At 59.6% G+C, this 13,248-nt stretch carries 10 protein-coding genes; 2 read left to right on the forward strand and 8 right to left on the reverse strand.

Going from position 1 to position 13,248, the window contains the following annotated elements; all coding sequences use genetic code 11:
• Window positions 1–35: 35 nt before the first annotated feature.
• The 7 genes from CLU94_RS19370 to CLU94_RS19400 form a co-directional block, all read right to left on the reverse strand.
• On the reverse strand, window positions 36–467 hold the full coding sequence (locus CLU94_RS19370; RefSeq protein ID WP_170840419.1) for an ExbD/TolR family protein: 432 nt from the start codon (window positions 465–467) through the stop codon (window positions 36–38).
• Window positions 468–572: 105 nt separating this feature from the next.
• Complete coding sequence (locus CLU94_RS19375; protein WP_071075811.1) at window positions 573–1,001, reverse strand: ExbD/TolR family protein; 429 nt, start codon at window positions 999–1,001, stop codon at window positions 573–575.
• 5 nt (window positions 1,002–1,006) lie between these two features.
• Window positions 1,007–1,927, reverse strand: a complete 921-nt coding sequence (locus CLU94_RS19380; protein ID WP_180278707.1) for a MotA/TolQ/ExbB proton channel family protein — start codon at window positions 1,925–1,927, stop codon at window positions 1,007–1,009.
• An 86-nt stretch (window positions 1,928–2,013) separates the two neighbouring features.
• Window positions 2,014–2,670 carry an energy transducer TonB gene (locus CLU94_RS19385; protein ID WP_099666827.1) on the reverse strand — a complete coding sequence of 219 codons (657 nt, stop codon included), beginning with the start codon at window positions 2,668–2,670 and terminating at the stop codon, window positions 2,014–2,016.
• A gap of 539 nt (window positions 2,671–3,209) precedes the next feature.
• A complete protein-coding gene (locus tag CLU94_RS19390; RefSeq protein WP_099666828.1) occupies window positions 3,210–4,811 on the reverse strand; it encodes a SpoVR family protein in 1,602 nt (533 codons plus the stop codon).
• The gene (locus tag CLU94_RS19395) at window positions 4,811–6,079 is read right to left on the reverse strand and encodes a YeaH/YhbH family protein (RefSeq protein WP_077407911.1); all 1,269 of its coding nucleotides are present in this window, start codon (window positions 6,077–6,079) and stop codon (window positions 4,811–4,813) included. The genes CLU94_RS19390 and CLU94_RS19395 overlap by 1 nt, the downstream gene beginning before the upstream one ends.
• A 72-nt stretch (window positions 6,080–6,151) precedes the next feature.
• Window positions 6,152–8,074, reverse strand: a complete 1,923-nt coding sequence (locus tag CLU94_RS19400; protein ID WP_099666829.1) for a PrkA family serine protein kinase — start codon at window positions 8,072–8,074, stop codon at window positions 6,152–6,154.
• A 578-nt stretch (window positions 8,075–8,652) separates the two neighbouring features.
• Here CLU94_RS19400 and CLU94_RS19405 point away from each other — a divergent pair.
• Both CLU94_RS19405 and CLU94_RS19410 read left to right on the forward strand, forming a co-directional pair.
• Window positions 8,653–9,684: an adenosine deaminase gene (locus CLU94_RS19405; protein ID WP_099666830.1), complete on the forward strand. Its 1,032-nt coding sequence runs from the start codon at window positions 8,653–8,655 to the stop codon at window positions 9,682–9,684.
• Between the two features lie 21 nt (window positions 9,685–9,705).
• Entirely contained in the window at window positions 9,706–12,237 is a 2,532-nt protein-coding gene (locus CLU94_RS19410; RefSeq protein WP_099666831.1) for an ABC transporter permease, read from the forward strand.
• Between the two features lie 3 nt (window positions 12,238–12,240).
• Here CLU94_RS19410 and CLU94_RS19415 read toward each other — a convergent pair whose 3' ends face one another.
• The gene (locus tag CLU94_RS19415) at window positions 12,241–13,248 is read right to left on the reverse strand and encodes a response regulator (protein WP_099666832.1); all 1,008 of its coding nucleotides are present in this window, start codon (window positions 13,246–13,248) and stop codon (window positions 12,241–12,243) included.

Consider the following 13,248-nt stretch of genomic DNA (forward strand, 5'->3'; position numbering starts at 1 on the left):
CTATTCGGATGTAAAGATAACCTGATTGCTGCAGCTTACTGGAATTGCTCGTTGCCGACCAGACCGATTTTGGTCACGCCCAGACGCTGCGCCGACGCCATCACACCGGCGACGACTTTGTATTCCACCAGCTTGTTAGGACGCAGATGCACTTCTGGCTGATCTGCTTGCGCAGCAACGTTGCTCAGCTTGGCTTCCAGCGTATTACGATCAGGTACGACCTGATTGTCCCACAAGATAGTGCCATCAAAATCGACATCGATCGTGACGACCACTGGTTCGGTTGTCGGTGGCGGCGGGGTGCCGACCGGCATGTTCAGGTTCACCGAGTGGTTTTGCTTAGGAATCGTGATGATCAACATGATAATCAGCACCAGCATCACGTCGATGAGGGGCGTCATGTTCAGTTCCATCATTGGTTCCGGATCCGCGCCTGCTGCGCTTCCCGAACCGACATTCATACTCATAGTGTTTCCTTTAAGAAGTCCAACGAAGCACCGGGCGATACTGCCGCCCGGCAAGCTTCCGTCAGTGGCGCCCCCCTGTTGCCGGGGCGCCGCTGTCAGTCGCTATCAGCCCTTGTCAGGTGGTTCGGTGATGAAGCCGACCTTCTGGATCCCGGCACGTTGGGTCGTGTAAATAACCCGGCCGATCGATTCGTAGCGTGTTTCTTGGTCGCCACGAACGTGTACTTCCGGCTGCGGTACTTTCACTGCTTCAACTTTAAGATAATCGAACAGTTCGTTCGTGTCTTTCAGTCTGGTCTGGCCCAGGTAAATCTCACCATCCTTGTTAACAACGATGTTGACGTTCTCTGGCTTGGTTTGCAGGGCTTGGTTGGCCTCAATCGGCAGATCGATTTTCTGCAATTTGAGGACAACCGGACTGGTGATCAAGAAAATGATCAGCAAAACCAACATGATGTCGACGAGCGGCGTCGTGTTGATTTCTGACATTACTTGATCTTCATCTCCGCTGTCGGAGCCGACGGACATCGACATGATTCTTATCCGATCTTTTTAGCGCCGGCAGCACGGCCAGCTTCGCTGGTGGACATTACGCCGGAAACCAGGACCGAGTGAACGTCGGCGCTGAACGAGCGGATGTCTTCCATTGCGGATTTGTTACGACGTACCAGCCAGTTGTAACCCAGAACGGCAGGAACGGCGACCAGCAGACCGAAAGCGGTCATGATCAGTGCTTCACCAACTGGACCTGCAACTTTATCGATCGATGCGTTACCGGTCATGCCGATAGCGGTCAGCGCGCCGTAAATACCCCAAACGGTACCGAACAGACCGATAAACGGTGCGGTCGAACCAACGGTTGCCAGGAACGACAGGCCATCTTGCAGACGCGATTGGACTTTATCCGAAGCGCGCTGGATCGACATCGTCACCCAGGTCGACAGATCGATTTGTTCCAGCAGGGCGCCGTCATGGTGAGCGGTTGCCTTGGTGCCCGATTCAGCGATGAAGCGGAATGGCGAGCCTTCGCTCAGGGTTGCCGAACCAGCAGCGATCGAAGGAGCTTTCCAGAATTTGGAAGCGGCTTCTTTAGCTTGCTTGAAGATCTTCATTTGATCCAGCAGTTTGGTGATGATGATGTACCAGCTGCCGATCGACATGATGGACAGGATGATCAGGGTGGCGCGTGGCACGAAGCCGCCGTCCCATACTGCGGACAGGCCGAACGGGTTGTGCACTTCTTCGGTTTTGGCTGGAGCGGCTGCATCAGCGGCTGGAGCTGCTGCTGGAGCGGCGGCATCTGCAGCAACTGGTGCTGGTGCAGCGTCTGCCGCAGGAGCCGAAGCGGCAGCCGATGCTGGCGCGTCAGCGAATGCCGGAGCTGCTACCAGAGCGGTAGTAGCGGTAACGGACAACAGAACCGCGGCAAAAAATGCGGACAAACGGGTATTCTTAAACATGCTTCCTCCAAAATTAAAAATAACAGATCGCTGAACGTAATGACAACGAAATCATAGTGTGAGACAGGGGATAACTGTCTCGGGTTTTAATCCAGCGACCAAACGTATTGCATTTGCTGCCAGCCTTGTTCCGGCTTGCCGTCAACTGTTGCCGGCTTAAATGTACAGCGGCTGATACCTTGCACCGCAGCTTTGTCCAGGTCCCTGAAGCCGCTGGACTTCACGATCTTCGAATCAGCGACCTTGCCGTCTACACCGATCAGGAACGACAGTGTCACCACACCGGTTTCCTCGTTACGCTGCGACGACTTTGGATAAGCCGGTTTTTCGCAGACGCTGAAGTCAACCACGGCCGGTGTACGCACCGATTTGGCTGGTCCAGGAGTTGGCGCAGGCTGTGCTGGCGGCGTTGGCGGTGCCAATACATTCGTGGCTGGCTTCACGGCAGTCGCATTTGCAATCACGTTCTGCTGTGGCGGCGGCTGCTGCACGTTCACCTCGACTGGCGGAATGAATGGCGGCGGTGGCGCCTTCATTTCTGGCGGCGGTGGTGGCGGTGGAAGATCCTTCGGTGGAGGCGGTTTGACTTCCTCGATAATCTTGGTTTCAACCGGTTCCATCATTTTGGTGACCAACCGCTTGCCCAAGCCCGTCGCGATCCCGTAAGCCGCGAGAACGTGCAGCAGGACAACGACGGTTATGCCTGTGTAGTTCTTGGGACTTTTCTCGTTCGAAAAATTCATGCCTGCTTTCTCCAAATACCATCTCTTGTCTTGCAACTGAACCCCAAAATGACGACACAAAGCTCCAGCCGTATCCGGGACGTCGCCGAATTATACATACGAATTCTTTATTTTACACAGATTTTTAACGCCTAAAACCGGTTAAATTTTTGGCGCTTTTGCGCCCTGAAAACGTACTTGCTTATGTCATCTTTGCACGCTTTCGGACATAAAAAAAGGCGGTCTTATCGGTTTTTTACAGCCGTTTTGGGCGACCGCTGCTAAGTTCTCCGATGTGTCGATCTGGCGGAATTATATTTCGTGATATCCAATATGGAAACTGCTAAATTTGGAGAAAAATCTTTCTTTTTGGAAATGTTTTGCCTCGGAACCAGACCACTTAACCCGTCGCGCGCACCAAACGGGTGCGGAACGCACTTCACCCAGGTCAAAAAAGGCGCTCCTGACAGCCGTTTCGAGGCCGTCAGGCCATACTGAATTCCTATATAGGCATAGGAAGCGCTTATATTCTTGCTATTGATTATTATCAACAAATCATTTCATGGCTTGGCAACCGGGTCATCGCGCCGGTTGCGCTTCTCGCGCCGGCAATTCAAGGTGCCCAGTACCGCCCCCTGTGGGTCGACCGTATCGAGGTGCACATCGAAGCCCCACAGCCGTGCCACGTGCTTGAGCACCTCGGCCGCCTGCTGGTTCAGCGGGCGGCGCTGGAATTGCGTGTGGCGCAGGGTCAGGGCGCGGTCGTCGCGCGTGTTGACGGACCAGACCTGGATATTCGGCTCGCGGTTGCCCAGGTTGTACTGTTCCGCCAGTTGCTGGCGCACGTAGCGGTAGCCGGCATCGTCGTGGATGGCGGAAATGGCCAGTTTTTCATTCTTGTCGTCGTCGAGCACGGTAAAGAAGTGGAATTCGCGGATCAGCCGCGGCGACAGGTACTGGGCGATGAAGCTTTCATCCTTGAAATTGCGCATGGCAAAGTCCAGGCTCTTGCGCCAGTCGCTGCCGGCCATGTCGGGGAACCAGGCGCGGTCTTCGTCGGTCGGGTGCTCGCAGATGCGGCGGATGTCGCTCATCATGGCAAAACCCAGCGCATACGGGTTGATGCCGCTGTAATACGGGCTGTCGATGGGCGGCTGGTAGACCACGTTGGTATGGCTTTTCAGAAATTCCATCATGAAGCCGTCGCCCACCACGCCTTCGTCATACAGTTGGTTCAATATCGTGTAGTGCCAGAAGGTGGCCCAGCCCTCGTTCATGACCTGGGTTTGCCGCTGCGGATAGAAGTACTGGGAAATCTTGCGCACGATGCGCACCATCTCGCGCTGCCACGGTTCCAGCAGCGGCGCATACTTTTCGATGAAGTACAGCAGGTTTTCCTCGGGTTCGGGCGGAAAGCGGGGCGCGGCCTTGCGCTGGTCTTCCTCTTCCTCCTCATCCTCGCGGCGGGGCAGGGTGCGCCACAGCTGGTTGATCTGCGACTGCACATAGGCTTCGCGCTCTTTCTGGCGCGCATATTCCTTCGCCATCGACAGTTTCGCCGGGCGCTTGTAGCGGTCCACGCCATAGTTCTGGATGGCGTGGCACGAGTCGAGCAGCAATTCCACGGCGTCGACGCCATGGCGCTGTTCGCATTCGGCGATGTAATTCTTGGCAAACACCATATAGTCGATGATGGCGTCCGCATCCGTCCAGGCGCGGAACAGGTAATTGCCTTTAAAAAAGGAGTTGTGGCCGTAGGCCGCATGCGCGATCACCAGCGATTGCATGGTCAGGCTGTTTTCCTCCATTAAATAGGCGATGCACGGGTTCGAGTTGATGACGATCTCGTAGGCCAGGCCCATCTGCCCCCGCTTGTAGCTTTTCTCGGTCGATAAAAAATGCTTGCCGAACGACCAGTGGTTGTAGGAAACGGGCATGCCCACCGAGGTGTAGGCATCCATCATCTGCTCGGCCGTGATGATTTCCAGCTGGTTTGGATAGGTGTCGAGGCCAAACTGTTTCGCCACGCGGCGGATTTCCTCGTGGATTTGCTCGATCAGTTCGAACGTCCATTCCGACTGCTCGGGCAGGGCGTTCGGATGGCGCAGGCGCGCGAACGGTTCGCCCGGGGTGTTGCTGGCGCGGTCAAAGGCTGCACTCATCATTTCACCTGTTTCTTGAACAGTTCGCGGAAGACCGGGTAGATATCGGCCGGCGTGACGATCTTTTGCATGGCGAAATGGGCGTGATGGTCGAGCACGCCCGCGTATTGCTCCCACAGGTTTTGCTGCGGGCCGTCCGTGATCTCGACATAGGTGTAGTACTGCACCTTGGGCATGATGGTATTAATAAGCAATTGCCGGCACAGCACGGAATCGTTGTCCCAGTTGTCGCCGTCGGACGCTTGCGCCACGTAGCTGTTCCATTGCCCGGCGCCATAGCGTTCGTCGATGATGGTGTTGAGCAAGTGCAGCGCGGACGATACGACGGTGCCGCCCGACTCGCGCGAATTGAAGAATTCATGCTCGTCCACTTCGGCCGCCGCCGTATGGTGGCGGATGAAGACCACCTCGATCTTGTCGTAGGCGCGCTTGAGGAACAGATACAACAGGATGAAGAAGCGCTTGGCCGTGTCCTTGCGCGACTCGTCCATGGAACCGGACACGTCCATGATGCAGAACATGACGGCTTGCGTCATCGGCTTGGGCACCTTGATGCGGTTGCTGTAGCGCAAGTCGAACGGGTCGATGAAGGGGATGGCCAGCAGGCGCGTGTGCAGGTGGTGGATCAGGCGGCGCAGTTCCGTGACGAGCGGGTCGCTGTCGGGCGCGCCTTCGTGCAGCAGTTCGGCCAGGTCTTCCTCGGCCTGCGCCAGCTGCTTGCGGGCGCCGCCGCCGACGGCGATGCGCCGCCCCAGCGCGCCGCGCAGGGAACGCAGCACGTGGATGTTCGATGGCGTGCCCGACATATTGTAGCCGGCGCGCTGGTTCTTGAATTCCGTGGTGGCCGTCAACTGGGTTTTCACCATGTGCGGCAATTCCAGGTCTTCGAAGAAATAATTCATGAATTCTTCGCGCGACAATTCGAAGATGAAGTCGTCTTCCGTCGTTTCGTCGCTATTGCCCGCCTTGCCCCGCCCGGCGCCACCGCCGCCTTTCGGCCGCGCGATCTGGTCGCCTTTCAGGTATTCCTTGTTGCCGGGATTGACCACTTCCCATACGCCGCCATGCGCGTGGCCGAACGATGGTTCGCCCACGTCCTTGACGGGGATGCTGACCTTCTCGCCATTCTCGACGTCCGTGATCGAGCGCCCCTTGATGGCGCGCCCCACGGCATCCTTGATCTGGCCCTTGTAACGCCGCAGGAAACGCTCGCGGTTGACGGCGGATTTATTCTTGCTTTGCAAGCGCCTGTCGATGAGATATGTCAAAGGGTGCCTCCTTGCTTCTCGTCTTGCGCGCCCCGCCAGCCCTCGGGCGGGAGCGCGCCTCCGCTGTCCGCGCTAGGATGACTTGCGCACGCGCAAGTACCATTCGCATAACAGGCGTACCTGCTTGGCCGTATAGCCTTTTTCCACCATGCGGGCCACGAAGTCGGCGTGCTTGTTGGCATCGTCGGCGCTGGCCTTGGCATTGAAGGAAATCACGGGCAGCAATTCCTCCGTATTCGAAAACATTTTCTTTTCAATGACGGTGCGGAACTTTTCATAACTGGTCCAGGCGGGATTCTTGCCGCCGTTCGAGGCCCGCGCGCGCAAGCCGAAGTTCACGATTTCATTGCGGAAATCCTTCGGATTGGAAATGCCCGCCGGTTTCTCGATCTTCTCGAGTTCATTGTTCAGCGATTCGCGGTCGAAGCTTTCGCCCGTGTCCGGATCGCGGTATTCCTGGTCCTGTATCCAGAAATCGGCAAACGTCACGTAGCGGTCGAAGATGTTCTGCCCGTATTCCGAATAGCTTTCCAGGTAAGCCGTCTGGATCTCCTTGCCGATGAATTCCACGTAGCGCTGCGCCAGGTGCTCTTTTATATAGGAGAAGTAGCGCTGCTCCAGTTCCGGCGCGAACTGCTCGCGCTCGACCTGCTGCTCCAGTACATATAATAGGTGCACGGGATTGGCAGCCACTTCGGAATTGTCAAAGTTGAACACTTTTGACAGGATCTTGAAGGCAAAGCGCGTCGACAGGCCGTTCATGCCTTCGTCCACGCCCGCGTAATCGACGTATTCGTGCATGGACTTGGCTTTCGGGTCCGTATCCTTGAGGTTTTCGCCATCGTAGACGAGCATCTTCGAGAAGATGCTGGAGTTTTCAGGGTCTTTCAGGCGCGACAGGATGGCGAACTGCGCCATCATGCGCAGGGTGCCGGGCGCGCACGGGGCCTTGACGAGCGAGGAATTGGCCACCAGCTTGTCGTAGATCTTGATTTCGTCGGAGACGCGCAGGCAGTACGGCACCTTGACTATATAGATACGGTCAAGAAACGCCTCGTTGTTGCGGTTGTTCTTGAACGTCTTCCATTCCGACTCGTTCGAGTGGGCCAGGATGATGCCGTCGAACGGAATCGCGCCGAAGCCTTCCGTGCCCTTGTAATTGCCTTCCTGCGTGGCCGTCAGCAAGGGATGCAGGACCTTGATCGGCGCCTTGAACATTTCCACGAATTCCATCAAGCCCTGGTTGGCCAGGCACAGGCCGCCCGAATAGCTGTAGGCGTCCGGGTCGTCCTGCGCATAGTCTTCCAGCTTGCGGATGTCGACCTTGCCCACCAGCGAGGAAATATCCTGGTTGTTCTCGTCGCCCGGCTCCGTTTTCGAGATGGCGATCTGTTTCAGCACGGATGGATAGCGCTTGACGACGCGGAACTGGTTGATATCGCCATTGTATTCATGCAGGCGTTTCACGGCCCACGGGCTGGGGATGTTGCGCAGGTAGCGGCGCGGGATGCCGTAATCCTCTTCCAGGATGGTGCCGTCCTCTTCCTCGTTGAACAGGCCCAGCGGCGATTCGTTGACGGGCGAGCCTTTCAGGCAATAGAAGGGCACGTGTTCCATCAGCGACTTGAGTTTTTCCGCGATGGACGACTTGCCGCCGCCGACGGGCCCCAGCAGATACAGGATCTGCTTGCGCTCTTCCAGGCCTTGCGCGGCGTGGCGGAAGTACGAGACGACTTGCTCGATCACCTCCTCGGTGCCGTAGAACTCGCGGAAGGCGGGATAGATCTTGATGATCTTGTTGGCGAAGATGCGCGACAAGCGCGTGTCGTTGCGCGTGTCGACCAGCTGCGGCTCGCCGATGGCGGCCAGCATGCGTTCGGGCGCGCTGGCGTACGTCAGCTTGTCCTTCTTGCACAGGGCCAGGTAGTCGGTGAGCGACATTTCCTCTTCGCGGGTGCGCTCGTAGCGTGCTGCATAGTTATCAAAAATGGTCATGTCAATGTCCTTTAATGTAAACCCGTACTGCCAGTCACCATGGCCGCCCGCCTGGCACTCGCCTGGGCTTGCCGCTTGAACTTTTCCTGTACCCCGTATCGATTTTTATTGTTGTTTCAAGCCCGGCTGTCTTTGCGAGTCCGGATTGCCCGGACCAAAAAACTGGCGCTTGATGCCGTGTGCTGACGTGGCCAGCCGGCTTTTTTTTCACTGTTGATAGCGCTTGCTGCACCTACCATTACCCCATGAAATTTATTATTGCTCTAAAGGATCAGGAAGTCAAAAGATATGTCGGCATATCCTTAATACTTGTTTGTAAATTGTTGATTTAATTGGATAAATCATCAAATTTTTCATCGGTTCCAATGAACTTTTGTATACCTTTTAAACCATCATACGACAATTCGCCAGCGCGTGCCGGAGCCGGCCATGGCGCTGCCGCAGCCCGCGTCATGGCGGCCTGGCGCCGGTGAGGCTGGCCATCTTGCGCTAAGATGCCTGCATGTCTGATGGCCCTGCGCGCCGCGCGTGCGCGTGCGCGAGCCAGCATTTTTATCGTCACCCTATAAGGAACACCCATGATGAACCCCCAATTGCGCGCGATCGTCCGCGGCATGCCGAAGGCCGAACTGCATATCCATATCGAAGGCTCGCTGGAGCCAGAACTGATTTTCGCACTGGCAGAGCGCAATGGCGTGCCTCTGGGCTATGAATCGGTGGAACACTTGCGCAGCGCCTATGCTTTTACGGATTTACAGTCTTTTCTCGACATTTATTACGCTGGCGCAAGCGTGCTCTTGAAAGAGCAGGATTTCTATGACATGACGCAAGCCTACCTGCGCCGCGCCGAAGCCGATAACGTGCTGCACACGGAAATCTTCTTCGACCCGCAAACCCACACGGCGCGCGGCGTGCCCATTGCCGACGTGATCAACGGCATCCACCGCGCCTGCCAGGACAGTCCCGTCAGCGCCGCCCTGATCCTGTGCTTCCTGCGCCACTTGAGCGAGAAAGAGGCGTTCGAGACCCTGGAAGACGCCTTGCCGCACCGCGATAAATTCATCGGCATCGGCCTCGATTCCTCGGAAGTGGGCAATCCGCCCGAGAAATTCTCGCGCGTGTTTGCCCGCTGCCGCGAACTGGGCCTGCACCTGGTGGCCCACGCGGGCGAGGAAGGCCCGCCGGCCTACATCCGCACGGCGCTCGACGACTTGCAGGTCGAACGCATCGACCACGGCGTGCGCTGCCTGGAAGACGCGGACTTGACGGCCCGCCTGGCGCGCGAACAGATCGCCCTGACCGTCTGCCCCCTGTCGAACACCAAGCTGCGCGTGTTCGACCAGATGCATGACCATAACCTGGTGCAATTGCTCGACGCGGGCCTGCTGGTGACGGTGAACTCGGACGATCCCGCGTATTTCGGCGGCTACATGAACGACAATTTCGACGCCATCTTCGATGCGCTGCCGCTGGGCCTATCCCACGCGCAACGCCTGGCGCGCAACGGTTTCATCGCCGCCTTCCTGCCGCAGGCGCAGAAAGACGCCTTCCTCGCTACCGTCGATGCGTATTTCGCGCAGCACGCCGCCGCCCACGGCAGCGCGCAGTAACTCTATAAAGACCCGCCGCCCATGTTCCGCCTCTCCCTGAAAATGACCGGCCGCGACTGGCGCGCCGGGCAACTGCGTTTCCTGCTCGTCGCGCTGATCGTCGCCGTGGCGGCCCTGTCGGCCGTCGGCTTCTTCGTCGACCGCCTGCGCGCGGGCCTGAACCGCGACGCGCACCAGCTGCTGGGGGCCGACCTGGTCATCAGCGCCGACCAGCCCGTCAATGCGGCCTGGCGCGCGGAGGCGCAGAAGCGCGGCTTCATCCTGGCCGACACGGTGACGTTTCCCAGCATGGCGCAGGCGGGCGAGGGCGAGCAATCGCTGTCGCAGCTGGCCTCCATCAAGGCCGTCTCGCCCGGCTACCCGCAGCGGGGCAAGCTGAAAATCACGACCAAGCTCAGCGAAGCGCAGGATGCCGTCGGCCAACCGACCAGCCAGGTGCCGGCGCCCGGCACCCTGTGGGTCGATGCGGCCATCCTGTCCAGCCTGAATGCGAAACTGGGCGATACGCTGACCCTGGGCGACAAGGCGTTTACCGTCACGCAACTGATCGCCAGCGAGCCGGACCGCGGCGCGTCCTTCCTCAACTTCGCTCCCCGCGTGATGCTGCCCTTGAGCGACCTGGCCGCCACGGCGCTGGTGCAGAACGGCTCGCGCGTGTCGTACCGCTTGCTGTTGTCGGCGCCGCCCGCCAAGGCGGGCGAGCTTGCGCAATATCAAGCCTGGCTGGAAAGCCAGATCAAGACGCAAGCCATCAAAGGCGTGCGCATCGAATCGCTGGAATCGGGCAGCCCGCAGATGCAATCGACGCTGGACCGCGCCGACCGTTTTCTGTCCCTCGTCGGCTTGCTGTCGGCCATGCTGGCGGCCGTCGCCGTGGCCATGGCGGCGCGCCGCTTCATGCTGCGCCACCTGGACGCCTGCGCCATGCTGCGCTGCCTGGGGCAGACGCAAAACCAGGTCACGGCCGTGTACGTGATCGAATTCTTATTGGTGGGACTGGCCGGCAGCGTGGTCGGCGTGATGGTGGGTTTCGGCGGCCACCTGGTGCTGCTGGAACTGCTGGGCAAGCTGGTGCAGAGCGACTTGCCGCCCGTGTCCATGTTGCCCGCCCTGCAAGGCGTGGCTACCGGCATGCTGTTGCTGCTGGGTTTTGCCTTGCCGCCGATTTTGCAGTTGCGCAATGTTCCCCATAACCGCGTGATCCGCCGCGAGCAGGAGCCGCCGCAGGCGCTGGCCCTGGCCACCTACGGCCTGGGCATCGCCGCCTTCGTCGTGCTGCTCCTGTGGCAAGCGGGCGACGTGAAACTGGCCCTGCTGACGGCGGCCGGCTTCCTGGGCGGCTTCGCCCTGTTCGGCCTGGCCGGCTGGCTGGGTATCCGCTCGCTGAAAACCCTGCGCGGCGCCTTCAATCACCAGGGCTGGCGCTTTGCCGTCACGTCCCTGCAGCGCCGCCCGGGCGCCACCGTCATCCAGGTGGTGTCCCTGGCCCTGGGCCTGATGGCCTTGCTGCTGCTGACGGTGGTGCGCGGCGACTTGATGGTGGCCTGGCGCAACGCCACGCCGCCGGACGCGCCGAACCGCTTCATGATCAATATCCTGCCGGAACAAAAAGACCCGATCGCCGCGCGCCTGGCCCAGGCCGGCGTGGCCAATGCGCCCTTGTATCCGATGATACGTGGGCGCCTGGTGGCCGTGAACGGCAACGCCATCACGGAAACCACCTACGAGGATGACCGCGCCAAGGGCCTGGCCGACCGGGAATTCAACCTGTCGACGATGGCCGCGATGCAGGAAGAAAACAAGCTGGTGGCCGGCAAGTGGTTCAGCAATGCGCCGGGCGCACCTGCCGAAGCGTCGGTGGAAGAGGGCATCGCCAAGACCCTGAAGCTGAAGCTGGGCGACAAGCTGCGCTTCGACATCGCCGGCCAGCCCGTGGAAGCGGCCATTACCAGTTTGCGCAAGCTGGAATGGGGCTCGATGCGCGTCAATTTCTTTGTCATCATCAACCCGGCCGCCATGGCGGACACGCCGCAGACGTGGATCACGGCGTTCCACCTGCCGCCCGCGCAGGCGGACCTGGGCAATGCCTTGCTGCGCGACTACCCGAACCTGACGGTGGTCGACGTGGGCGGCGTGCTCAAGCAAATCCAGGGCGTGCTGGACCAGGTGGTGACGGCCGTCGAATTCCTCTTTGCCTTTACCCTGGCCTCGGGCTTGCTGGTGCTGTATGCGGCCTTGATGGGGTCGCAGGACGAGCGCACGCGCGAAGCGGGCCTGCTGCGCGCGCTGGGCGCCACGCGGCGCCAGCTGGCGCAGGCGCAGCTGATCGAGTTTTCCCTCGTCGGCGCGCTGGCCGGCCTGCTGGCGGCCTCGGGCGCGGCGGCCATGGGCTGGGCGCTGGCCACGTACCAGTTCAAGTTCGCCTGGAGCTTCGCGCCCGGCGTGTGGGCCTTTGGCTTGCTGGCCGGCGCCCTGTGCGCGATCGCCGGCGGCTGGCTGGGCTTGCGCAATGTGCTGAAACATCCGCCGCTGCAAACCTTGCGGGAAAGCTAAGGACTAGGCGCCCACGCTGTCGTCCGCCTGCGCGCGTAAAAATTGCGCGTAGGACATGACCGGCTGTCCCAGCTGGTGCGGCGGCACGTCGAACAGGGCCCAGAAGTAGGTTTCGCGTCCCAGGCAGATGGTCGGCGCGGCGCAGTAGCGGAACCAGTTTTCGCCGATGTGCGCCGCATACATGCCGTCGCTGTCGGCATCGGAAAAGTACGGGATCACGCGCATTTCCAGCAAGGCCAGCAGCAGGGACTCGGGCGCGTCGCTGTCGCGCGCCATTTCGTACTGCGTGTGCAGGCTGCGTTCCGTCTCGATGATCATCAGGCGGGCCTGGCCGTCGCGCGTGAAAAACAGGATGCCGCAGGGATTCGGGAAAATATAGAACTCGACGAAGCCATGGCGCCGGCACAGCTCTTGCACGACGGCGGCCATGGCTTCGTCTTGCAGGAAACTATAGTCATGCAGCAATAGCAAGTCGCGCACCGTGTCCGACTGCTGCAGGAAGAATTCGCGTTGCAGGGAAACGATTTCCTGTTCCAGTATATCGAGCGCATCGTCGTCGCTCTTCTTGACGTAGCGGTCGATCAAGCCCCGGTTGAAGGCCGTCACGGCCACTTTTTCATCGGCCGCGCCCGTAAATAAAATCTTCTTGCACGGCAAGTCACGCACGGCCTGGCAGAATTCCAGGCCATTCATCTGCGGCATCGAATAATCGACCACCAGCACGGAAGGCACGGCAAAGCGTTGCGCCTGGCCGCTGATGCGCCAGATGCGTTCGAGGTCGAGCGCCACGTTGCGCTGGTCGCGCGGCAGGTTTTGCGTGTCGAAATTGACGTGCAGCGGCGTCTCGCCCGGCTGCGTGCTGTGGCGCAGCCAGTGCAGCGCGCTGCTGGTGTCATGAAAGGTCAGACGCGCCAGCGCGGGATCGAGCTGGAACGCCAGGCTTTTCAGGAAGGAATCGCTGTCATCGATCAATACGGTCAGGGTCGGATGGGAGTAGACGGGCAGTTGCAT

This window comes from Janthinobacterium sp. 13 (assembly GCF_002749695.1).
Classification (GTDB): domain Bacteria; phylum Pseudomonadota; class Gammaproteobacteria; order Burkholderiales; family Burkholderiaceae_D; genus Janthinobacterium; species Janthinobacterium kumbetense.

Coding starts and splice junctions, on each gene's coding strand:
- CLU94_RS19370 (WP_170840419.1), bottom strand. CDS start 467: ATGAGTATGAATGTCGGTTCGGGAAGCGCAGCAGGCGCGGATCCGGAA.
- CLU94_RS19375 (WP_071075811.1), bottom strand. CDS start 1,001: ATGTCGATGTCCGTCGGCTCCGACAGCGGAGATGAAGATCAAGTAATG.
- CLU94_RS19380 (WP_180278707.1), bottom strand. CDS start 1,927: ATGTTTAAGAATACCCGTTTGTCCGCATTTTTTGCCGCGGTTCTGTTG.
- CLU94_RS19385 (WP_099666827.1), bottom strand. CDS start 2,670: ATGAATTTTTCGAACGAGAAAAGTCCCAAGAACTACACAGGCATAACC.
- CLU94_RS19390 (WP_099666828.1), bottom strand. CDS start 4,811: ATGAGTGCAGCCTTTGACCGCGCCAGCAACACCCCGGGCGAACCGTTC.
- CLU94_RS19400 (WP_099666829.1), bottom strand. CDS start 8,074: ATGACCATTTTTGATAACTATGCAGCACGCTACGAGCGCACCCGCGAA.
- CLU94_RS19405 (WP_099666830.1), top strand. CDS start 8,653: ATGATGAACCCCCAATTGCGCGCGATCGTCCGCGGCATGCCGAAGGCC.
- CLU94_RS19410 (WP_099666831.1), top strand. CDS start 9,706: ATGTTCCGCCTCTCCCTGAAAATGACCGGCCGCGACTGGCGCGCCGGG.
- CLU94_RS19415 (WP_099666832.1), bottom strand. CDS start 13,248: ATGCAACTGCCCGTCTACTCCCATCCGACCCTGACCGTATTGATCGAT.